Below are 20155 nucleotides of genomic sequence, written 5' to 3'. Positions count from 1 at the left end.
CATGGAATTGAAAGCATGATGTCGGCGATTACTTGGGATGAGGGGAAACGGACTATGGAGCATTATCCGAAAGAGGTACTGGATTATTTGGTTCATTTTCACGGGGACCGTGATTTTTTTGAATGTCACGAGATTTTGGAAGAATACTGGAAAGAAAATCCGGGCCTTCCGTATGCGGAAACTTTGGTCGGTTTAATCCAGGTGGCCGTCGGCCTCTACCATCAACGGAGAGGGAACAAGGCGGGGGCCGTTAAAATGCTGGGCAGTTCTCTTGCTTATCTGAAAGAGGAAGATTTGAAAGGTCTCGGCATGGCGGGGGAAGACCTGGTTGCCCGGGTGCGGCAAAGAGTGCGGGAAGCGGAGCTTGATGCGGTGCCGTACGCGGATCTGGATCTTCCCGTAGTAGATCCTTCCTTGCTGGAAGCGTGCAAGCGTGAGTGCGCTCTGCGCGGATTCGGTTGGGGAACGGCGAGCGACGCGGGCAATCTCATGCTGATCGACCGCCACAAGCTGCGGGACCGCAGCGATGTCGTGGAGGAAAGAGCGCGCCAGCTGGAAGCCAGGAAGCTGCGCCGGAAGGGAGGCGAGGACCGATGAAGGACAAAATCGCGGTCGTCGACGACGAGCCGCACATTGCCGAAGTGGCCCGCCTCTATCTGGAGCATGCCGGGTACCAGCCGCTGATCGTGGATCACGCGTCGGAGGTGCTCCCTCTGCTGCGCGAGCACAATCCGTCGCTCGTGATCCTCGACGTGATGCTGCCGGACGGGTCCGGCTTCGACGTGTGCCGCTCGATCCGCTCCATGAGCAAGCCGCTCTGCGACGTCCCGGTCATTATGCTGACCGCGCGCGGCGAAGCGTTCGACAAGCTGGAGGGCTTCAATGTCGGAGCGGACGACTATCTCGTGAAGCCCTTCGATCCCAGCGAGCTGATCGCGCGCGTCAAAGCGGTTCTCCGGCGCAGCAAACCGGAAGAAACGGCCGCCGCGCCCGTCGATCCGTCGCTGCCCCAGCCGATCCGCATCGGTACCCTGACCATCGACTTCGCCCGTTACCGGGTCGAGCTGGACGGGAGCCGGATCGATTTGACGCCGAAGGAGACGGAGCTTCTCTATTTCCTCGCCAGCAGGTCGGGGAGGGTGTTTTCACGGGACGATCTGCTCGCCGGCGTCTGGGCGTTTGATTTTCCGGGCGGCACGAGAACGGTGGATGCCCACGTCAAAAATTTGCGCAAGAAGCTGGGCAGCCAACCCGAATGGCGGATCGAAACGCTTTGGGGGATCGGCTATTCGTTCGAGGTGACGGCGCATGAGAAGGGCTGAGCGCCTTCTGGAGTTTTGGCGGGGGCGGTTCGGCAGTTTGTACCTGCGGGTCTTTCTATTGTTCCTTGCCGTGTGCGTGCTGTTTTTCATGGGACTGGCCTTGTTCTGGAACATGTATTTCCAAAATTTCTTTTACAAAGACAAGCAGGAATTTCTGAAGAAGGGCTACGTGGAGGTAACCAAGCTGCTGGCTCCATTCCAGGAAGGAACCCTGTCCACCCGGGAGCTGCGGATGGCGACACGCATCGTCGCACGCGGAGTGAACGGGCGGATTTTTCTCGTGGACGGCAAAGGAGTTATTCTGAACGGGTCCACCGAATACGAGACGTTCAAGCTGCCGCCGACCTTGGAAAAATCGCTGGGCAGCGGCCTGGAAGGCAAGTCGGGCTTCTTCTTCGATGAGCCGCCGAGCGAGAGGCGGCTGGGCGACAAGCGCCCGATGGACACGCTGCTGACGTACTATGCGCCGGCCCAGATCGGCGGCGAAACGATCGTCGTCTTCCTGCAGGTACCCGTGGCGGAAATACGGCAGACGATCTCGGTCATCCGGCTGATCATCCTGCTGCCGCTCCTGTTCTCGCTGCTGGCCGTCGGACTGCTGCTTTATTTCATTTCGCGCCGGATGACGGCCCCGCTGAAGCAGATGAACGAGCTCGCCTCGGCCATCGAGCAGGGAGACTTGTCCCTGCGTGTGCCTGTCACCTCGAAGGACGAGGTAGGCGAGCTGGCGGAGAGCTTCAACCGCGTGGTCGACCGGCTCCAGGAGTGGGAAGGCACGCGCCAGGAGTTCCTGGCCCAGGTTTCCCACGAGCTGCGCTCCCCGCTGACCTCGCTCAGAGGGCTGATCTCCGCCATGCGGGACGGGATCATCGAGCCGGACAAGTACGGCCACTACTTCCGGATCTGCGAGTCGGAGGTCCGTCGTCTGGAGCGGCTCGTCCAGGAACTGCTCGATCTGGCCCGCATCCAGAACGGAGCCGGACTGCGCGAGCTGAAGCCGGTGGACATGGTGGCCCAGACCGGGGAAGTGCTGGACGTGATGCGGGAGATTTTCGCCCGCAAGCGGCTCGTGCTGGCCGAGCGGGTCGACGTGCCCGCCGGGGAAGGACTGTTCGCCAGCCTCGACGCCGACCGCTATGCGCAAATTGTGCACAATTTGCTGTACAACGCGGTTCAATTCACGCCCGAAGGCGGTGCGGTTAAGGTCCGACTGGAGCGGAAAGCGGACAAAGCGGTTCTCACCGTGAGCGATACGGGGATCGGGATGACGACGGAGGAAACCCAGCGGATCTGGGAGAAGTTCCACAAAGTCGACCGCACCCGCGGAGGTACGACGGAAGGCGTCGGACTCGGTCTGACGATTGTGAAGCATTTGGTTGAGGCCATGAACGGCCGGATTACCGTACAGAGCCGGCCCGGTGAAGGCACTGCTTTTTACGTGGAGTTTGCGCGTGTAAGCGGAAGCGGCGGGCATCCGGGCGGAAAACCGGGCGATTCGGATTCCTCTGTTGGATGATTTTCACATTTCTTTTACAAATCGAGCATCTTTTCATCAAAGCCTTTTCTTATCCTGTTCATAGGGACAGGTTGAGATTGGCGGCAAGGCAAAGCAAGTGCCGGACCGTCGTCAAACCAATCCTGCCCTTCGGGGCAGGATTTTTTGCGTTGGGGGAGGGGGCCATGAGTTTTCGCCGAAAGCTTCATTCGCGCTGGATAGGGGCGGCCTGCCTGCTGCCTCTTGCATTTGCGTTCACGTTTGCGTTTGCGGGCAGCCGGTCTCCTCATACGGGTACGCTTGAACCGGCGGCAGCATTATCCGCTTCACAGCCCGCTTATGAAGCAAACGGGGCTGCCGCCTTTCAAACCGGGAACCGCCCGGAGAATACGGAACCTGCCATACAGACGAGCAGGGAACGCCTTCTGGTTTTGTTTTGCGCAACGCTGCTCGAGGTCGGGAAAGAACCGGGCTTTTCACTTACCCCCGCGCAGGCGGAACAGCTTGCCGGGATCCTTCAGCGCAGCATCGGCCGCGGTGAAATGACGCAGGAGGAGAGTGAGGAAGCCAAGCGCCTGCTTACGGGAAAGCAGAGGGATATGTTTGAGAAAGTTTTTGCGGACGACGCCAAACGAAGTTTACAGGGGCGCGCCCTCGAAACCGGAGGAAACCGGGAGCACTGCGGCGATACCGCTCCCTATTTTTACGACAGCGTTCCTAACGGAGGGACAGATCCGGCCGAGGAATCTTCGGCTTTCCGGCCTACGGAATGCGGGCCGCTTAAGGACGAGCCGGAACTAAATCTGGAGCAGCAGACACTGCATATGTTGAACCGCCAAAAATCAGCGGCCATCACAGGGAGGAACAAATAGACGATGAAATGGTCAGGTAAAGTAATCGGAATGAGCTTGGCCGGCGTTCTGCTGGTCGGAGCCGGAGGCTATTTTGCTTTCGGAGCCGTTAAAAAGCCGATGGCGGGCGCCGCCGCTCAAGAGGTCGTGGTTGCCGTCAAGAAAGGGGATATCCGCTCCACGGTTTCGGGGACGGCCCAATTCGAGCCGAAAGAAAAACAGACGATCGTCTCTCCTGCGGACGCCACGATTAAAGTGATGCATCTTACGAGGAATATGCCCGTTAAAGCGGGGGACGTGCTTGTAGAGCTGAGCAGTCCGACACTGGAAAATAATTTACAAAAGGCGCTGATGACCCAGGCGGACATCGAGAAACAGATCGCCGAGCTGCGGCGGCAGCAGGCCAATATGGGAACTTCCGCTCCAATCGGCGGACAGCTTGTGCTCGCTCCCAATATTGAAGTCGGCTCGAACGTCAATAAAAATACAAAAATCGCGACGGTCAACGATACGACCAATCTGCTGGCTTCGGCGCTTTTCCCGTACGAGGAAGCTTTGCAGCTCCGCAGCGGAGAAGAAATCGACCTGGCCGTCGACGGATTTTCGATAACCAAAACAGGCAGGGTGGACGCTGTGAACAAGACAGCCAAGTCCGATGGGAAAGGCGGAAAAGCGCTTGAAGTGCAGATCCGTATCCAAAACGACGGCACGCTCGATGCCGGACTGAAAGTGAAGGCATCCGCAAGGATCGGAAATGTTTCTATGGATGCGGTGGCCGAGAGCTCGCTGGAATATGCCAAATCGGCGCCGGTCGTAGCGGGGGTGCAGGGCACCGTTTCTTCACTTCCGAACAAGTCGGGAACTCTGGTCAAGGCGGGGGCCAGCGTGGCGGTGCTGGAGAACGATACGATCCAGAGCGACATTTCCGATAAGGAAGCGGCGCTGGAGCAGCAAAAGCTGGCCGTGCAGGAGGCCCGGGACAAAGTTGCCGATCTGGTTGTAAAGGCCCCTTTTGACGGTGTGTTCTCGACTGACTTTGTTAATACGAAAGAAAACATTCTCGCGAGTCTGACGCCCGGAGCCAAAGTCAAAAACGCGTTCGAATTCGGCGCCGTGGCGAATATGGATCTGATGCAGCTGCCGATCCAGGTGGATGAGCTCGACCTGAATGCGATTAAAACCGGAATGAAAGCCGAAGTGTCGGTCGACTCCCTGCAGGGGAAAAAGTTCGAAGGCGAAGTGACGCAAATCTCCAGCATGGGCACGACGACCAACGGGGTGACGTTCTACGACGTGATTTTGGCCGTCAAAAATACAAACGAGCTGAAATACGGCATGACGGCGACCGCGAATATTCTGATCGAAAACAAAACGGGTGTCCTGTACCTGTCTCCAGAAGCCCTTCAGTCACGCCAGGGCAAGCGGTACGTCACCCTCAAGAAAGCGGACGGTACGACGGAGGCGCAGCACGAGGTGAAGATCGGTATCCGCAGTACGACTCAGGTGGAAATCACCGAAGGGCTGAAAGAAGGCGACAAGGTCGTGGTGCCTCAGAAAACCCAGCAGACGAAAATGACCCAGCAGGAGATCGACCGGCTCAGGCAGCAGTATCAAGGAGGCCAAGGCGGTCAGGGCGGAGGAGGTTTCCAAGGCGGAGGCGGATTCCCGGGCGGCGGTGGATTCCCAGGCGGAACCCAGGGAGGCCAGAGCGGTCAAGGCGGCGGAGGTCAGCGTGGGAACCAGACGAGATAAGGCAGGTCGGTCAAGGAGGTGATTGGCATGAATATGATTGAACTTCAGGGCATTACGAAAGTGTACCGCCAAGGCGCCCAAGAGCTGACGATTCTGAAGAAGCTGGATTTATCGGTCGCCGCCGGTGAATTTGTGGCCATCGTAGGTCCGAGCGGTTCCGGAAAATCCACGTTGATGAATACGCTGGGTCTCCTGGACGTTCCGACGACCGGCAGCTACTTTCTCGACGGTGTCCAGACCGAGCGCTTATCGGACAATCAGTTGTCGGAACTGCGCAACCGCAAGATCGGATTTATTTTTCAGCAGTTTAACCTGCTTCCCCGTTTGTCGGCTTTCGAGAATGTGGAGCTGCCGATGATCTACGCGGGCATACCCGCCAAGCAGCGGGCGGAGAAAGCGCGAGCCGTGCTGGAGAAGCTCGGCATGAAAGGGCGGGAGCACCACAAGCCCAGCGAGCTGTCGGGAGGCCAGCAGCAGCGTGTGGCCATTGCCCGCTCGCTTACCTTGTCGCCGCCCCTGCTGCTGGCCGACGAACCGACGGGCGCGCTGGACACGCGGACCGGGCAGGAAGTGCTGGAGCTCATTCTCGAGCTGAACGGGCAGGGGCATACCATCGCGCTGATCACGCACGATCTGCATATCGCGGACTGCGCGAAACGTATCGTGTCGATCCGGGACGGGGAAATCGTGGGAGATCGGCTCAGCCTGCCGCAAGCGGCACAGGGGGTGCCCTCATGAAATTCACCGAGCTGATCCGGATGGCGATGAAGACGGTGACCGGCAGCCCGCTCCGCACGTTTCTTACGATGCTGGGCGTGATCATCGGCGTCTGTTCCGTCATCGCGCTCGTGGCGCTGGGCAACGGAACAACCGACAAGATCAAGGCCCAGTACGAAAATCTGGGCACGAATCTGCTCGTCGTGAACGTAAACGGCATGGGCCGCGCCACTCAGCTGGATTACAACGAGCTGATGCAGTTCGAGGGTTTCCCCGAAATTAGCGCCATCGCGCCGACGATGACCAAGAACGGAGCCCATATCAAAGCGGACCGCACGCAGGATACGTCCAATGTGATCGGGACGAACGACCGTTATCAGAGCATCGTCAAAGCCGATGTGGCTTCGGGCCGGTTCTTAAGCCCGTCGGATCTTGAGTTCCGGAGCAAAGTGGCGGTAATCGGCAGCGAGGTTGCCAAAACGTATTTCGGGACGCTCGATCCGGTAGGAGAGACGATCCGCATTGAAGGCATTCCTTTTACGGTCATCGGGCAGCTGAAAGAAAAAGGCTCGAATATCGGCGGCACCTCCGTGGACAGCTCCATTCTCGTGCCGCTGGAGACGGCGCGTCGCCAGTTCCAGCTCGGAACGATCCGGACGACCTATATCGAAGCCCCGACGCGTGACGATATTTACAAAGCGCAAAACACGATGAAGTCGTATCTCACTTACAAATTTAAATCCGATACGGGATTTACCCTGATCAATCAGGATGAGCTGCTGGCCGCGAGCACGAAAGCGACCGATACGCTTACCAAACAGCTTGTCAGCGTGGCCGCGATTTCTCTCCTTGTAGGGGGCATCGGCATTATGAACATCATGCTGGTCACCGTAAGCGAAAGGACCCGCGAAATCGGAATCCGCAAATCGATCGGAGCCAAGCGCCGGAGCATTCTGCTGCAGTTTCTCGTGGAGGCAACCGTCATCAGCGGGCTGGGCGGCCTGTTCGGATTGCTGCTCGGCATCGGCATCGTGTACGGCTGGCCGCTCTTTTCCAAAGAGCAGACCTTGCGCCTGTCGCTGGACGTTTGTGTGTACGCGTTCGCGTTCTCGGTGCTGGTCGGCGTCGTATTCGGCCTTTATCCGGCGAACAAAGCTTCCAAGCTGCATCCGATCGACGCGCTGCGTTCCGATTAAACCCGCCCGAATTCATCTCAGGAGGTAACGAAGTGGAAAAAGACAAACGCAATAAGCTCCCTAAACTGCTCGTCACACTCACAGCCGCTGTCGCCATCTCTTCCGCCGGCTGGTCCGGCCCTTTCACCGGCAAGGCTTCCGCCGGAGCGGCAGGGATTTTCGTATCGCCGAAAGTTTACTTTACCGTCGAAGACGTATCTTTGGCCAAAGGGACCGGCAAAAGCTCTCTGCACTTCACGCTGCTGCTTCACAATGAAGGAAGCGGAACCGTCGATCTGAACGCGTTTGCGGTCAGCGTGAACGCGCCGGACGGAAGCAGATACACCCCTAAGCTCAGCGGAACTTCCTCCGCCCGGGTGTGGCCGGATTCGACGGGACGCTACATATACACGGCCGAGGTTTCCTCGCAGGCTTCGCTCGATACCTTGAAGCTTTCGCTGAACCGCTGGGCTTCGGACGGGATCTCGAAGGGAGCGGGCATCGGCAGCCTGCCGCTTGCGGCCGACGCGGCTCCCGCCCCGGATAAGCCGGTCCGGGTTCAGCTCAATGAAGCGGATGCGTCGCTGCCTGAGGACGCTGCGCTGACGATTCGGGCGCAGGACTCCATCCGCTGGAACCGCGACAGCGGCCAGGAGCTGTACACCCACTTGACGGTTGTCAATCAGGGATCGACAGCCCTCAAGTGGAACGACAATGTCCTGCTGTCCGTGCAGGACGCCAAGGGCCGCACCTACACGGCTGCGGTCGTCAGCGGAGCGGATACCCTCCTGGAACCGCAGGAGCCGGCCGTCCTGACGGTGAAAACGTCCGCGGCGGGCAGCGCATCGCCCGGAACGGCCTTGAAGCTCGTACTCAGCGCGAAAAACAGCGGAGGCACCTTCACGGTCGGGACTGTGCCGGTTCCCGATGAAACGACTGCCGTGGGCGTGGGAGAAGCCATCCCATACGTTTACGGGGACGGGCTTGAACTGACGTACCGCAGCGCGGTGGTCAACGCCAAAACCGACGGGACGACCGTGCAGACCGTAGTCGAATTCCGCAATACGGCCAAGGAACACGTCCGGCTGCCGAATTTGTCCGCGGTGTACCAGTTCGGCAGCCGCGCAACTGTCGACGGCGTGATCGACGCGAAGCCGTCCTCGGCTTTTCTCGCCCCGGGCGAATCCGCGTCGTACCGCTACACGGCGTCTCTGCCGGCGGGCGTCTCCAAAGACGCGATCGAGCTTCTGCTGCTCGCGAAGGAGTCGGCGGCGGAGACTACGGCCGAGAGCGGCGGCGGATCAACCGGCCAGGCCGATGCGGCCGGTACCTCCGGCGTGTCCGCCTTGGGCGCGAAGGCGTCCGCTTCGTCCGCCGGGACGGCCGCAGGCAGCGCGGCCTCTTCCGCGGCCAAAGCGACCGCCTCGGCGGGCTCTTCCTCCGCAGCCGCAGCGTCGTCCGGCTCCGGCAAGAGCACGGCCGCCGGCTCGACCGGCTACGTGCCGGCGGCCGCGCTGTCCCTCGCCAAGGCGGATTCCGGCAAAGGCGGCGATTATGCGGCCGCCCAGCCGTATACCCTTGGCGAGAAGCTGCCGCTTCCGAACGGAGCATTGGAAGCGGGGCTCGGCGTTTCGCTTGTGGAATTCCACAAGCACGAGAACGAAGAGATCGGCTATCAGACAGCCGTCGCCAAATACAAGTTCACCAACACGTCCGGCAAGACGCTGGATCTGCCGCAGCTCGGCATGGAACTGACCACGCCGGACGGGCTCGTCTATGCGGGCACACGCCAGTCGTCGGCAGCCGCAAGCATTCTTCCGGGTACCGCCGCGGTGTTGAGCTACTCCTACATGATCCCGCCGTCGGACAAGACGGAAATCCTTGCCATGACGATCACGGACGTCAACAAAATGTCGCTCGGTTCCTACAAGGTCGCCTTCCAGACGGAGGCGGAGAGCGGGCCGGTTTCGTTCTATCCGTTCGAGGTTGCGTTTAACGATTCCACGGTCGGCTGGACTTACAGCACGAAGACCGATGCCCAGTACACGTATAAGCTGATTCTGGACATGACGATTACGCGTAAAGAGCAGGTGATCGTGGATTCGAACTTCTCCAAAATGGAGATCGAATTGCTTGATCCCGACAACCGCTCTCTGGCTAGCCAGACGGTTCCGTTCCTGGGCACCGGCCGCCTCGTATCCGGCAAGCAGACGTTTTTCTTCAATGATGTTAAATCGGAGCAGTTCAGCTCCGGCGCCCATTTTAATATCTACGAAGTGATTGAAACTCCGAACGGTCCCGTTAGACGCCTGATCAAAACGATTCAGGGTTGACCGCTATAAATGAAATCGCGATAAAACGCCGCCGACAAGCGGCGTTTTTTCAAGGAAAAAAACTTCACAGAGTGATATAATAAATATTTTTTCCTATTGTATAATTTTGGGAAAAATATTTCGTTGTAAAATTCCGCTTCCTTTACTAGCATAGAGAGGACGCGTTAATCCGGAAGGTAGGGATGAGGGCGCTTATACAGAATGCGATCGGGCGCTTAGGGGATAGAACAGCCCTGTCGATAGAGGAGTGAGTCGGAGTTGAAACGTTTTGCGCAGGCATCCTATGTCATGTATTTTCTGGCGGGACTGGTTATCACCACGATCGGTTCCGTGCTGCCGCAAATTTTACGGCATTACGAAGTTACTTACACAATGGGAGGCCAGCTTGTTTTCTGGGGCTCCATCGGATTTCTGGTCGGAGTGCCGGTGGCGACTCTTTTGTTAAACCGTTTTAGCGAAAAGCAGATTTTGGCGCTGGCGTGTCTGATTATTGCCGGTTCCCAGTTTATGATGTGGTTGCTTCCGCCGTTTTCGGCCATGCTGGTTATCAATTTTATGAATTGTCTCGGAACGGCTGCCGTCGAAACGATTGTGGCGACGCTCATGATGGAGGTTTTTGTGGGGCGCAGGGCGGTTGTGATGAGCTACCTTGAAGTCTCGTTCGGCCTGGGTGCTCTGCTGATGCCCGTCATCTCCAGCCTGCTGATCTCGATGGATTTGTGGAGATACTCGTTCGTGGTTACGGGAGTCATGGCCCTTGCGATGACGGGAGTGTGGGTCTTTATTACATACTCCAAAACGGATCTCGACGACAACGCCGCGAAGGATGCGAGCAACATGGCGCCGCCGGAAAACATTTCGGCCCGTCTGAAATGGCTGCTGCTCGTTTTCTTCGGGTTTATGATTTTTATGTACTGCGGCATCGAAGGAAGCATGAACAATTTCCTGTCTTCCATCTTTATCTCGTACCTGGACGCGGCGCCTTTCCTTGCGGCACTCAGCGTCGGTCTGTTCTGGGGCGCGATGGTACTGGGACGTCTCGCCACGGGCTGGATTATCCGGAAGGTGACCTACAGCCGGTTTCTGTTCATTAGTATGGCAAGCAGCCTGATCGTGCTGGCCGCCTTCATCGTGCTGCAAAACATCTGGACCGGGTATGTCCTGATTATCGCGCTCGGATTGCTGCTGTCCGGCGTGTATTCGATTACGATGGTGTATGCCAACCATACGTTTCCGGGTCTCGCCCGACTTGTGACAAGTCTGATTACCGGACTGGCGGGTCTCGGGGGCGCCGTTTTCCCGGCGTTGATCGGATATGTCATGGATCAGGCGGGCACTTCCCGGGCGCTCTGGATGACGGTCGGCTTCGCCGTTTTCTATCTACTCGGTCTTGCTGTCATCGAGGTGGTCTACAAAAAAACGCGTAGCTCGGACCATTCCGCGCAAGCTTCCTAAAGCAGCGGGTCCGGCCGCTAACGACCGCCGGTATTTTCAATAAAAAAACCGCCTTCGGGCGGGCGCAACGCGTTTGCAGCGCCTGCCGCCGAAAGGCGGTTTTTTTGTATGTAGACAGGTGGACGAGTGACGTTCCGGGCAATTAAATGAACGGATACTCTTCCGGATTCGTTTTTACGGGGGTGGCGTCGTATCCTTCCGTAAGCAGGTCGAGTTTACCCGTCTGCGGGTTCATGACCAGGCCGTGTACCGGAAGGTTTTTCGGCAGGAGCGGGTGATTGCGGATAATGTTCACGCTTCCGATGACCGCTTCGTCGATATGCTCGAAACCCGTCAGCCACTTGTCGAGGTTGATGCCGGAGTTATGCAGGGTGTCCAGCACTTCATTTTGCACGCCGCGTTCCCGCGCCTTGCTCAGAACCTTCTCCGAGTTCAAGCCGGTCATGCCGCAGTCGCGGTGTCCGATTACGAGTACTTCATCGGCGTCCAGTTCGTATACGGCCACGATAATGCTCCGCATAATACTTCCGAAAGGGTGGGAGACGAGAGCGCCGGCGTTTTTAATAATCTTGGAATCGCCGTTGCGCAGGTTCATCGCCTTGGGAAGCAGTTCCACCAGACGGGTGTCCATACAGGTCAGGATAACCATCCGTTTATCGGGAAACTTGGTTGTCAAATACTGTTCGTACTCTTTGGACTCCACAAACGATTCATTGTAAGTGAGAATTTCGGATATCAAACTCATATAGATCCTCCGCTTCTTTTGTATGGTTTCTTTTTATGGCAAAGACAGCCTGCGGGCCGCCTTGTGCTAATTCACGCAGTTGACCAGTCTCATGGCCGGATTGTAGGTCTGCTGGCTGCTCTTCAGGACGTAGGTTCCACGCTGGGGCATGTAGTCGACCGACAGATTTTCCTCGAAGAAAACTTCTTTGCGGGGATCGTACTGCACGGTGAACGCATTGCTCCGCGCATCTACGTCGCCTTCGGTATGGGCAGCCTGGATTTGAAGAGCGGCTACCCCGGCCAGGGCGCATCCGCAGCCTTCCGTATCGTAGAACAGCCTGAGGATCGCATCCTGCGGCAGGCGGTTTGTAAGGGCTTCGACGGCCGCTTCGCTAAAGTGAATGTACATGCGTAAGCTCCCTCCTTTTTATCAATTGTATCACAAACGGAAGAATTTGATTATCTCCCGCATAGAAAGTATGATGACAGTATACCTGTTTAGTGAAAGGAGAATCCACCATGAGCCAGACAGACTATCAGGGCAAACTGGATGAATTCCGCAAATACATACGTAAAATCAAACATTATGAAGAAGCAGTCGGCCTCATTTATTGGGACTTGCGCACCGGCGCTCCCAAGAAGGGGGCATCCGAGCGTTCCGAAGTCATCGGCGAGCTGTCCACCGAAGCGTTCCGGTTATCGGTATCCGACCAAATGGGCGAATACCTGGATTTCCTCTCCGATACGGCACGCATCGAGGAACTGGACGAAACGAACCGCCGCATCGTTCACGAAGCGAAGAAGGAATTTGACCGCAGCAAAAAGATTCCGCCTGAAAAGTATCAAGAATACGTCGTACTGACTTCCAAAGCGGAAAGCGTCTGGGAAGAGGCGAAGGAAAAGAACGATTTCGCCATGTTCCAGCCTTACCTGGAAAAAATCGTGGAAACGAACCTGGAATTCGTCGACCTCTGGGGCTACAAAGGGCATAAATACAATACCCTTCTCGATATGTACGAGCCCGGCATGACCGTTGAGAAGCTGGACGAAGTGTTCGGGGCTCTCCGCAGCGAAGTGGTGCCTCTCCTGGCCGAAATCAAGAAAACGCCGCAGCCGGACCGTTCGTTCCTGCGCCAGACGTTCGACAAGGAGAAGCAGAAGCATTTCTCGCTGTTCATCTTAAAGGAACTGGGGTACGACTTCGAAGCGGGACGTCTGGACGAAACCGTTCATCCGTTCGCGACCGGCCTGAATCCGGGCGATGTCCGGATTACGACCCGTTACCTGCCTGAAGACGCGACAAGCGCGCTCTTCGGTACGATTCACGAGTGCGGGCATGCGCTCTACGAGCAGAACATTTCGGAAGACTTGATCGGAACGAATCTCTGCACGGGAACGTCGATGGGTATTCACGAGTCACAATCCCGTTTCTGGGAAAATATGGTAGGAAGAAGCCGCGAGTTCTGGTCCCGCTACTACGCCGACCTGCAGCGGACCTTCCCCGGACAGTTCGATAACGTGAGCGAAGAGGCGTTTTACCGGGCGATTAACCATACCGAGCCTTCGCTGATCCGGATCGAAGCGGACGAACTGACCTACAATCTCCACATCATGATCCGCTACGAGCTTGAAAAAGCGCTGTTCAGCGGCGAGCTTAAAGTCGCCGACCTGCCCGAAGCCTGGAACGCGAAATACCGCGAGTACCTGGGTATCGAGGCGGACACGAACGCGGAAGGCGTGCTTCAGGATGTGCACTGGGCCGGCGGCTCCTTCGGGTACTTCCCGTCTTACGCGCTCGGAAACATGTACGCCGCCCAGTTCACCAACACGCTGCGCAAAGAGATTCCGGCGTTTGACGAGCTGCTGGCCAAAGGCGATTTCGCTCCGATCAAACAGTTCCTGGTCGAGCACATTTACCGCTACGGAAAATCCCAGACGCCTAACGAGATCATCCGCCGCGTGACGGGCGAGGATCTCAATCCGCAGTATCTGGTGGATTACCTCAAGGACAAATATAAGCCGCTCTACGGCTTAAGCTAATAGAAGTTGTAAAAAAACGCCCCGGATGACGTTGGCTGCTTCGGCCACCGCCTTTCGGGGCGTTTTTTTTTGCCCAGATGGCCTTCCGTCCGTTAACCCGCCCGCCTGCCTGTGCATATGCTGAAAGCAATCAAGAGGAATGGAGGAGACGCCCGTGTTACGAAGATCTATCGTCTTCCTCCTGCTGTCGGTGCTGTTGGCGGGATTGGTTCTGCCGGGCTGCTCGAAACAGGAAGAAGTCAGCAAAATCCGTATCGGTGAAGTCACGAGATCGATCTTTTACGCGCCTCAATATGTCGCGCTTTCGCAAGGCTTTTTCAAGGATGAGGGATTGGAAGTGGACCTGACGACTACGGCCGGAGGGGACAAAACGATGACCACGCTGCTCTCCGGCGGCATCGACGTGGCGCTGGTCGGATCGGAAACGTCGATTTACGTGTATCAGCAGGGAAGCGACGATCCCGTCATCAACTTTGCCCAGCTTACGCAGACGGACGGTACCTTTCTCGTATCGCGCACGAAACCGGCCGGAAATTTCGACTGGAGCGCACTTAAAGGAAAAACCTTCCTCGGCCAGCGCAAGGGCGGAATGCCGCAAATGGCCGGCGAGTTTGCGCTGCGCAAGCACGGCATTGACCCCCGCAAGGACTTAAACCTGATCCAGAATGTCGATTTTGCGAACATCGCTTCCGCTTTTTCTTCCGGAACCGGGGAATATGTCCAGCTTTTCGAACCCCAGGCGTCCGTTTTCGAGAAAGAGGGAAGAGGCTACGTCCTGGCCTCGTTCGGAGTCGAAAGCGGCAAACTGCCGTACACCGTTTACATGGCGAAACAAAGCTTTATCAAGAAAAACCCGAACGCGGTTCAGAAGTTTACGAATGCCGTACAGCGGGCCCAGAACTGGATGCATACGAAAAGCATCAACGAAATCGCGGATGCGGTTCTGCCTTATTTTAAGGATACCGATCCGGAAATCGTGAGAAGCGTGGTGAAACGGTATAAAGACCAGAACACCTACGCCGGCGACCCCGTCATCGACGAAGCGGAATGGAACAACCTCCAGGACGTCATGACTCAGGCGGGTGAGCTGAAAGCGAAGGCCGATTGGAGCACGCTGGTGGACAACAGTTTTGCCGAGAAAGCCAAGGTGAACGTGAAGTGAGCAGGCACGGCCTGCTTAGTGCCGCGGCTGCCGGCTCTGGCTGCGGGGGCCTTTCTCGTGCAAGCGGATAAGGAGGGATGCGACCATGGATACAGCGGCCACGGTTCAAGTTAGCGGCATGACGCATGTGTACGTGTCGGACGCCCAGGCGAACTCGGCTTTGGAAAATATCGAATTGACCATCCGGCCGGGTGAATTCGTCAGCCTGCTTGGCCCGAGCGGTTGCGGTAAAACGACGCTTTTGTCCATTATCGCCGGTTTGATCCGGCCCACCCGGGGGCAGGTGCTGATTAACGGCCGGGAAGTGGATTCCCCTACTTCCCGGGTCGGGTATATGCTTCAGCAGGATTATCTGTTTCCGTGGAGGACGATTTACGGCAATGCCGTCATCGGACTCGAGCTGCTGGGCAGGCTGAACAAGGAAACGGGGGCGTACGTCGATCATCTCCTGGAGGAGATGGGGCTTGCCGCATTCCGCGATTACCGGCCCGCCCAGTTATCGGGCGGAATGAGGCAGCGCGTCGCCCTCGTCCGGACGCTGGCCGCGAGGCCCGAGCTACTGCTTCTGGATGAGCCGTTCTCCGCGCTCGATTACCAGACTAAGCTGCAGTTGGAGGATCTCGTCGTGCAGACGCTCCGTTCACGGGGCAAAACGGCGCTGCTCGTCACGCATGATATCACGGAAGCCATCGCGATGAGCGACCGGATTATCCTGCTTGAACCGCACCCGGGCCGGATCCGGCGGGAGATTGCCGTTCCGGAGCACATCCGGCGGACGCTGCCTTTCGAAGCGAGAGAAAAGCCGGGATTTCACGAGCTTTTCCACGAGATATGGCAGGAATTCGAGCGTATGGGCGGAAAGGAGGCGGAAACGTGAACCATCAACCGGCAGATGAAACCGCACAGAATCAAGTAGCCGGTATCCACGCACAGGCGCACGGGCAGGCGCATACAGACGGCGGAACGCTTGCGGATACGATCCATGCGGCCCATCTGGAGGCCAATCGCAAAGTCGCGGTTCGTGTCCGTGTCACCCAACTGCTCATCCTTGTGATCAGCCTGGGCGTATGGGAAGCCGCGGGCCGCTTGAAATGGATCGATGTGCTGCTGTTCAGCTATCCGAGCAAAGTTTTTGTTCTCCTGGCTTCCAAAATCGCGGACGGCTCCATTTTTCCCCACACGGGATATACCGTCTATGAGACGGTTGTCGGCTTCGTGCTCGGCACGCTTTTCGGGACGGCGCTGGCGATGCTGCTCTGGTGGTCGCCCTTTCTTTCGCGCGTGCTCGATCCGTACATCGTCGTGCTGAACAGCATGCCGAAAGTGGCGCTGGGTCCGCTGTTTATCGTCGGCTTCGGTCCCGGGATGCTGTCCATTATCGCGACCACGCTCTCGATTACCGTCATCATTACGACACTGGTGGTGTACGGGAGCTTCAAGGAAGTCGACGACAATTACGTGAAAGTCGTCCGGATCTTCGGAGGAAGCCGGGGCGAGGTTTTCCGCAAAGTGATCCTTCCCGCCTCTTTTCCCACGATAGTGGCAACGTTGAAAGCGAACGTCGGCCTTGCCTGGGTCGGGGTCATTGTCGGCGAATTCCTGGTTTCCAAAATGGGGCTCGGCTACCTCATCGTGTACGGATTCCAGGTGTTCAACTTCACTCTCGTCATAGCAAGTCTGGTCGTCATCGCGATCGTCGCGACCTTTATGTATCAAGCCGTCGTCTATTTGGAGAATAAATTGATGTCCCGCCGGTAAGTCTGAGAGAAGCATAAATTGCGGGCTCTTGTGACCGGTAGACTTGAACAATATCGCCGAACATGGAATAATCGAAACAGAAAAAATCCACTAGACGGAGCAAACATCTATGAACATTCCTTTCATCGGCATTCGCGTCTTAAAAACGGCTCTGGCCGTCATCGTATCGATTACTTTGGCCCGGTGGATCGGCTTAACCAGCCCCAATTCCGCAGGGCTTCTTGCTATTTTGGGCATTCAGGTAACGAAGCGCAGAGGCATCAACAACGCTTTTCAGCGGATCGCGGCTTCCATTCTGGCCGTCCTTTTCGCATCCGTCCTGTTCAGCCTGCTTGGCTTCCACGTTTGGGTGCTCAGTTTGTTCGTACTTATCGTTTTCCCGGTCTTGCACCGGATAAAGCTGAGCGACGGAGCGGTCACGGCTTCCGTAACCATTTTTCACATTTATAATGCACAGTCGATCAGCGCCCCGCTTATTTTAAATGAAATCATCCTTCTTATCGTCGGGCTGGGAAGCGCCACGCTGATCAACATTTCGTATATGCCCAAAGCGGACAAAGAAATCGAGTTTTACCGGTCCAAAGTCGAGGGACTTTTCTCGGATGTGTTTCTGCACATTGCCGAACATCTAAGGGATACGACCGTCGTCTGGAACGGCAAGGAACTCCTCGAGCTGGACGAAGTGCTGAAAACGGGAACCGAAACGGCCAGCCGGTCGATTGAGAACGCGCTGCTTTTCGGCACTCATACGTATACGGACATGCAGCTCTATTTTTACATGCGCAACGAGCAGTTCGAATCCCTTCAGCGGATGGCGCTGCTGGTGTCCCAAGTCAGTCGGGAGCTGCCTCTCGGGGAAAGTCTCGCTTCTATTTTCGAAGAGCTTAGCAAAGACTGCAAAGTAGACTACTACACCGGACGTTCGGAGAAAAAGCTGGCCGCTCTGCAGGCGAACTTCAAGATGGAGACGCTGCCGCAGACGCTTTCCGAGTTCGAGGCAAGAGCGGCCCTCCAGCAGTTGACCCGGGAACTGAGCTATTATTTGAACATCGCCAAAAAGCAAAAAAAACCGAAGCCCGCGTCCGCGCGCTCCTGAAAAAGTTGTCACCCCGGGCGACTGTCCTGCATACACTTGTAATGAATGATTGCATGGAGGAGGTTGAAAGGATGTCAATAGATAGAAATTTGCAAAGCAGAGAGATCATCGTGAAAGCTGTCTGCGGCAAAGGACGCAAATTTTCGCACGTAAGTCATACCGTGACTCCGCCTCATGCTCCAACCAGTATCTTAGGCGCCTGGATTATCAACAATCAGTACGAAGCCGTCAAGTCTGGAGAGGGAGTCGAGGTCGTCGGTACTTACGATATCAACATCTGGTATTCGTATGATCGGAATACGAAAACCGATGTCGCGAAAGAAACGGTATCTTATGCGGAGGTAGTCGGCTTGTCGTACCTCGACAAGCGGCACAAGTCTGTCACAGCGGAAGTTTCTGCGGTCGCAACGCAGGAACCGAACTGTGTGGAAGCGAGCATCTCCGGAGGCGGGAACGTGCTGATCCGCGTAGAGCGCGAATTCCATGTGGAGCTGACGGCGGAAACGAAGGTGCACGTGATCGTGGATCCGAGCGGCGGAGATTTCGAAGAGAAGCATGTAGACTTCGATCTCATCAGCGATGAAGGAGATTTCGAAGATTTAAACCCCGATCTGCTGGAAGATGATTTAAGTTAAAGGTTACTTCATCTTATGCACCGGAAGAAGCTGGGGCAGAGGGCGTTTGCCCTCTTTTTTGTTTCTCCGGGTAAAAATGGGCAGCCGGGAGGAGGACGACTATGCAGCTCTTCGTGCTGTACTCCGGACGGGATAAGCAGACGGTTTCCGTTATGAGCCGGGAATTGGATCTCCTGAACATTCCGCATGGGGAAAAGCTTCCGGAGAAGACGCCTGTGAGAATCGCAGCCTGGGGCAAACTATCGGCGGAACAGGCGCAGGATTTGGCCGCAATGCCGCGGCGCGCTCTGCTGCAGCCTCCGGAAGCGGTCTCCCTAGCGGTGAGGGAAGAGGACGCGAGGATGCAGCTTGCCGTACACGGCATCCGGACGATCCACGGCTCCCGGGGAGAAACGGAGGCCGGCCGCCGCGATCGTAGCATCCACCGGGGGGGCGGCCCGTATTCCTACGAATACCGCATACCGGTTTTCCATATGGAGGCCCTCGCCGTTTACCGGCAGAAAAACAACCTGCTGCTCCTTCCAGGCTCGGCCGGAACAGAGCCGTCCGGTTTTCAGGAAGTCAGCCTGGAGCAGCAGACGTTTCACACCCAGCGCGCCGTCCGCGAATCGGTCAAGGCGGTGTATGCGCTCGGCCTCGACTACGGCCTTGTGCATATCGCGATCGAGCCTTCCGGCAGGACGCTCGTGCTGCGGGTAGATCCTTCGCCGCGGCCGGATCAGCCGCTGGCGGCGCTCTTTGCGCACGCCATCGGGCGATACGCCGTGCAGCTCTCGCAGGAGCTGGCGCGGACGGAGCCGGCGGTACTCGGGAGCGATCCCGAGTTTCTGCTGGTTAATCCGCGCGGCAAAGTCGTGTCCGCCTCCAAGTATCTGGAGCGGGAAGGCCAGGTCGGCTGCGACGCGATCGTGCTCAGCGGCCACCGCGTCATTCTGCCGCTGGCCGAGCTGCGGCCGCAGCCGAGCAGCGAACCGGCGCAGCTGGCCGCCAACCTGCGCCGGACGATGCGTACGGCCGCGCGCAAGATCGGCGACGACAGCCTCGCCTGGATCGCCGGCGGTATGCCGCTGCCGGGCTTTCCGCTTGGCGGGCATGTACATTTCAGCCGCTGTTGGCTGAATTCGCACCTGCTGCGCGCGCTGGATAACTACCTGGCGCTCCCTCTTACGATGATCGAGGGAGAGACGACCGCGCTGCGCCGACCGCGCTACGGGCTGCTGGGGGATTACCGCCGGCAGCGGCACGGCGGGTTTGAGTACCGGACGCTTCCGAGCTGGCTGGTTTCGCCCGAAATCGCCCTCGGCGTGTTCGCGCTTGCGCGGATTATCGCAGACCGTTATTTCGAGCTGGACCTAAGGCCGCTGGACGATATGGAGGCTCAGGAGAATTATTATGCCGGCAATAAGCCGGGCCTGGCGGATGCCGCGGAAAGCGTATGGGCCGATCTCGAGAAACAGCCCATGTACGGGGAATTCGCAAGGTATCTGCGTCCGATAAGGGAACAGTCGCGGCGAATGGAAGGCTGGCAGGAACTCGCCGATTTCCGGAGGAGCTGGAAAATCGGTCCCTACGGACGGAAACAGGATGCCTCGCAGGAAAACATGCTATAATAGAAGAATCATAGACAGCCTTATCCGC

18 protein-coding genes are annotated in these 20155 nt (G+C 57.3%); 16 read left to right on the top strand and 2 right to left on the bottom strand.

Translation table 11 applies throughout. The features are described from left to right. The first annotated feature begins 54 nt into the window (after positions 1 to 54). The 9 genes from AC2TF6_RS17435 (at position 55) to AC2TF6_RS17395 (ending at position 11100) form a co-directional block, all read left to right on the top strand. Positions 55 to 597: a DUF309 domain-containing protein gene (locus tag AC2TF6_RS17435; RefSeq protein ID WP_491307833.1), complete on the top strand. Its 543-nt coding sequence runs from the start codon at positions 55 to 57 to the stop codon at positions 595 to 597. Further along, complete coding sequence (locus AC2TF6_RS17430; protein ID WP_491307832.1) at positions 594 to 1322, top strand: response regulator transcription factor; 729 nt, start codon at positions 594 to 596, stop codon at positions 1320 to 1322. Before AC2TF6_RS17435 ends, AC2TF6_RS17430 begins: the two co-directional genes overlap by 4 nt. Continuing rightward, positions 1309 to 2838, top strand: a complete 1530-nt coding sequence (locus AC2TF6_RS17425) for a sensor histidine kinase (protein ID WP_491307831.1) — start codon at positions 1309 to 1311, stop codon at positions 2836 to 2838. The genes AC2TF6_RS17430 and AC2TF6_RS17425 overlap by 14 nt, the downstream gene beginning before the upstream one ends. 164 nt (positions 2839 to 3002) lie before the next feature. Next, positions 3003 to 3689 carry a hypothetical protein gene (locus tag AC2TF6_RS17420; protein WP_491307830.1) on the top strand — a complete coding sequence of 229 codons (687 nt, stop codon included), beginning with the start codon at positions 3003 to 3005 and terminating at the stop codon, positions 3687 to 3689. 3 nt (positions 3690 to 3692) lie between these two features. Then, positions 3693 to 5420, top strand: coding sequence for a permuted SH3 domain-containing protein (locus tag AC2TF6_RS17415; RefSeq protein ID WP_491307829.1), 1728 nt, complete (start codon positions 3693 to 3695; stop codon positions 5418 to 5420). A gap of 27 nt (positions 5421 to 5447) precedes the next feature. Next, a complete protein-coding gene (locus tag AC2TF6_RS17410; protein WP_302694946.1) occupies positions 5448 to 6158 on the top strand; it encodes an ABC transporter ATP-binding protein in 711 nt (236 codons plus the stop codon). Continuing rightward, entirely contained in the window at positions 6155 to 7333 is a 1179-nt protein-coding gene (locus tag AC2TF6_RS17405; RefSeq protein ID WP_042228164.1) for an ABC transporter permease, read from the top strand. The genes AC2TF6_RS17410 and AC2TF6_RS17405 overlap by 4 nt, the downstream gene beginning before the upstream one ends. A 32-nt stretch (positions 7334 to 7365) precedes the next feature. Beyond that, a complete protein-coding gene (locus tag AC2TF6_RS17400) occupies positions 7366 to 9645 on the top strand; it encodes a COG1361 family protein (RefSeq protein ID WP_491307828.1) in 2280 nt (759 codons plus the stop codon). Positions 9646 to 9903: 258 nt separating this feature from the next. Continuing rightward, a complete protein-coding gene (locus tag AC2TF6_RS17395; RefSeq protein WP_491307827.1) occupies positions 9904 to 11100 on the top strand; it encodes an MFS transporter in 1197 nt (398 codons plus the stop codon). Positions 11101 to 11242: 142 nt separating this feature from the next. Here the strand turns inward: AC2TF6_RS17395 and AC2TF6_RS17390 are convergent, their stop codons facing one another. Together AC2TF6_RS17390 and AC2TF6_RS17385 are read right to left on the bottom strand one after the other, a co-directional pair. After that, complete coding sequence (locus AC2TF6_RS17390; RefSeq protein WP_491307826.1) at positions 11243 to 11845, bottom strand: beta-class carbonic anhydrase; 603 nt, start codon at positions 11843 to 11845, stop codon at positions 11243 to 11245. A gap of 66 nt (positions 11846 to 11911) precedes the next feature. Next, positions 11912 to 12235 carry an iron-sulfur cluster biosynthesis family protein gene (locus AC2TF6_RS17385; protein ID WP_009674353.1) on the bottom strand — a complete coding sequence of 108 codons (324 nt, stop codon included), beginning with the start codon at positions 12233 to 12235 and terminating at the stop codon, positions 11912 to 11914. A 110-nt stretch (positions 12236 to 12345) separates the two neighbouring features. On the opposite strand from AC2TF6_RS17385, the gene AC2TF6_RS17380 reads away from it, so the two are divergent. The 7 genes from AC2TF6_RS17380 to AC2TF6_RS17350 all read left to right on the top strand — a co-directional run bounded on the left by AC2TF6_RS17380 (position 12346) and on the right by AC2TF6_RS17350 (position 20127). Beyond that, on the top strand, positions 12346 to 13866 hold the full coding sequence (locus tag AC2TF6_RS17380; protein WP_491307825.1) for a carboxypeptidase M32: 1521 nt from the start codon (positions 12346 to 12348) through the stop codon (positions 13864 to 13866). A 154-nt stretch (positions 13867 to 14020) separates the two neighbouring features. Then, positions 14021 to 15028 (top strand): ABC transporter substrate-binding protein, encoded by a 1008-nt coding sequence (locus AC2TF6_RS17375; protein WP_491307824.1) that lies wholly within the window; start codon positions 14021 to 14023, stop codon positions 15026 to 15028. Between the two features lie 85 nt (positions 15029 to 15113). Beyond that, complete coding sequence (locus tag AC2TF6_RS17370) at positions 15114 to 15905, top strand: ABC transporter ATP-binding protein (protein WP_491307823.1); 792 nt, start codon at positions 15114 to 15116, stop codon at positions 15903 to 15905. Continuing rightward, positions 15902 to 16786 carry an ABC transporter permease gene (locus AC2TF6_RS17365; RefSeq protein WP_491307822.1) on the top strand — a complete coding sequence of 295 codons (885 nt, stop codon included), beginning with the start codon at positions 15902 to 15904 and terminating at the stop codon, positions 16784 to 16786. The genes AC2TF6_RS17370 and AC2TF6_RS17365 overlap by 4 nt, the downstream gene beginning before the upstream one ends. Positions 16787 to 16895: 109 nt before the next feature. Next, complete coding sequence (locus tag AC2TF6_RS17360; RefSeq protein ID WP_491307821.1) at positions 16896 to 17882, top strand: aromatic acid exporter family protein; 987 nt, start codon at positions 16896 to 16898, stop codon at positions 17880 to 17882. 71 nt (positions 17883 to 17953) lie between these two features. After that, complete coding sequence (locus AC2TF6_RS17355) at positions 17954 to 18517, top strand: outer spore coat protein CotE (RefSeq protein ID WP_491307820.1); 564 nt, start codon at positions 17954 to 17956, stop codon at positions 18515 to 18517. Positions 18518 to 18618: 101 nt separating this feature from the next. Next, positions 18619 to 20127, top strand: coding sequence for a putative amidoligase domain-containing protein (locus tag AC2TF6_RS17350; protein WP_491307819.1), 1509 nt, complete (start codon positions 18619 to 18621; stop codon positions 20125 to 20127). The last annotated feature ends 28 nt before the right edge of the window (positions 20128 to 20155 follow it).

This window comes from Paenibacillus sp. JNUCC 35, from assembly GCF_058269095.1.
This window is presented reverse-complemented; position numbering and strand designations above follow the sequence as displayed.

Excerpts from the sequence above, each read along its gene's own strand:
- AC2TF6_RS17370 (WP_491307823.1), top strand. The coding sequence starts at position 15,114 with ATGGATACAGCGGCCACGGTTCAAGTTAGCGGCATGACGCATGTGTAC.
- AC2TF6_RS17425 (WP_491307831.1), top strand. The coding sequence starts at position 1,309 with ATGAGAAGGGCTGAGCGCCTTCTGGAGTTTTGGCGGGGGCGGTTCGGC.
- AC2TF6_RS17410 (WP_302694946.1), top strand. The coding sequence starts at position 5,448 with ATGAATATGATTGAACTTCAGGGCATTACGAAAGTGTACCGCCAAGGC.
- AC2TF6_RS17380 (WP_491307825.1), top strand. The coding sequence starts at position 12,346 with ATGAGCCAGACAGACTATCAGGGCAAACTGGATGAATTCCGCAAATAC.
- AC2TF6_RS17385 (WP_009674353.1), bottom strand. The coding sequence starts at position 12,235 with ATGTACATTCACTTTAGCGAAGCGGCCGTCGAAGCCCTTACAAACCGC.
- AC2TF6_RS17360 (WP_491307821.1), top strand. The coding sequence starts at position 16,896 with ATGAACATTCCTTTCATCGGCATTCGCGTCTTAAAAACGGCTCTGGCC.
- AC2TF6_RS17390 (WP_491307826.1), bottom strand. The coding sequence starts at position 11,845 with ATGAGTTTGATATCCGAAATTCTCACTTACAATGAATCGTTTGTGGAG.
- AC2TF6_RS17355 (WP_491307820.1), top strand. The coding sequence starts at position 17,954 with ATGTCAATAGATAGAAATTTGCAAAGCAGAGAGATCATCGTGAAAGCT.
- AC2TF6_RS17435 (WP_491307833.1), top strand. The coding sequence starts at position 55 with ATGGAGCATTATCCGAAAGAGGTACTGGATTATTTGGTTCATTTTCAC.
- AC2TF6_RS17430 (WP_491307832.1), top strand. The coding sequence starts at position 594 with ATGAAGGACAAAATCGCGGTCGTCGACGACGAGCCGCACATTGCCGAA.
- AC2TF6_RS17350 (WP_491307819.1), top strand. The coding sequence starts at position 18,619 with ATGCAGCTCTTCGTGCTGTACTCCGGACGGGATAAGCAGACGGTTTCC.
- AC2TF6_RS17415 (WP_491307829.1), top strand. The coding sequence starts at position 3,693 with ATGAAATGGTCAGGTAAAGTAATCGGAATGAGCTTGGCCGGCGTTCTG.
- AC2TF6_RS17405 (WP_042228164.1), top strand. The coding sequence starts at position 6,155 with ATGAAATTCACCGAGCTGATCCGGATGGCGATGAAGACGGTGACCGGC.
- AC2TF6_RS17420 (WP_491307830.1), top strand. The coding sequence starts at position 3,003 with ATGAGTTTTCGCCGAAAGCTTCATTCGCGCTGGATAGGGGCGGCCTGC.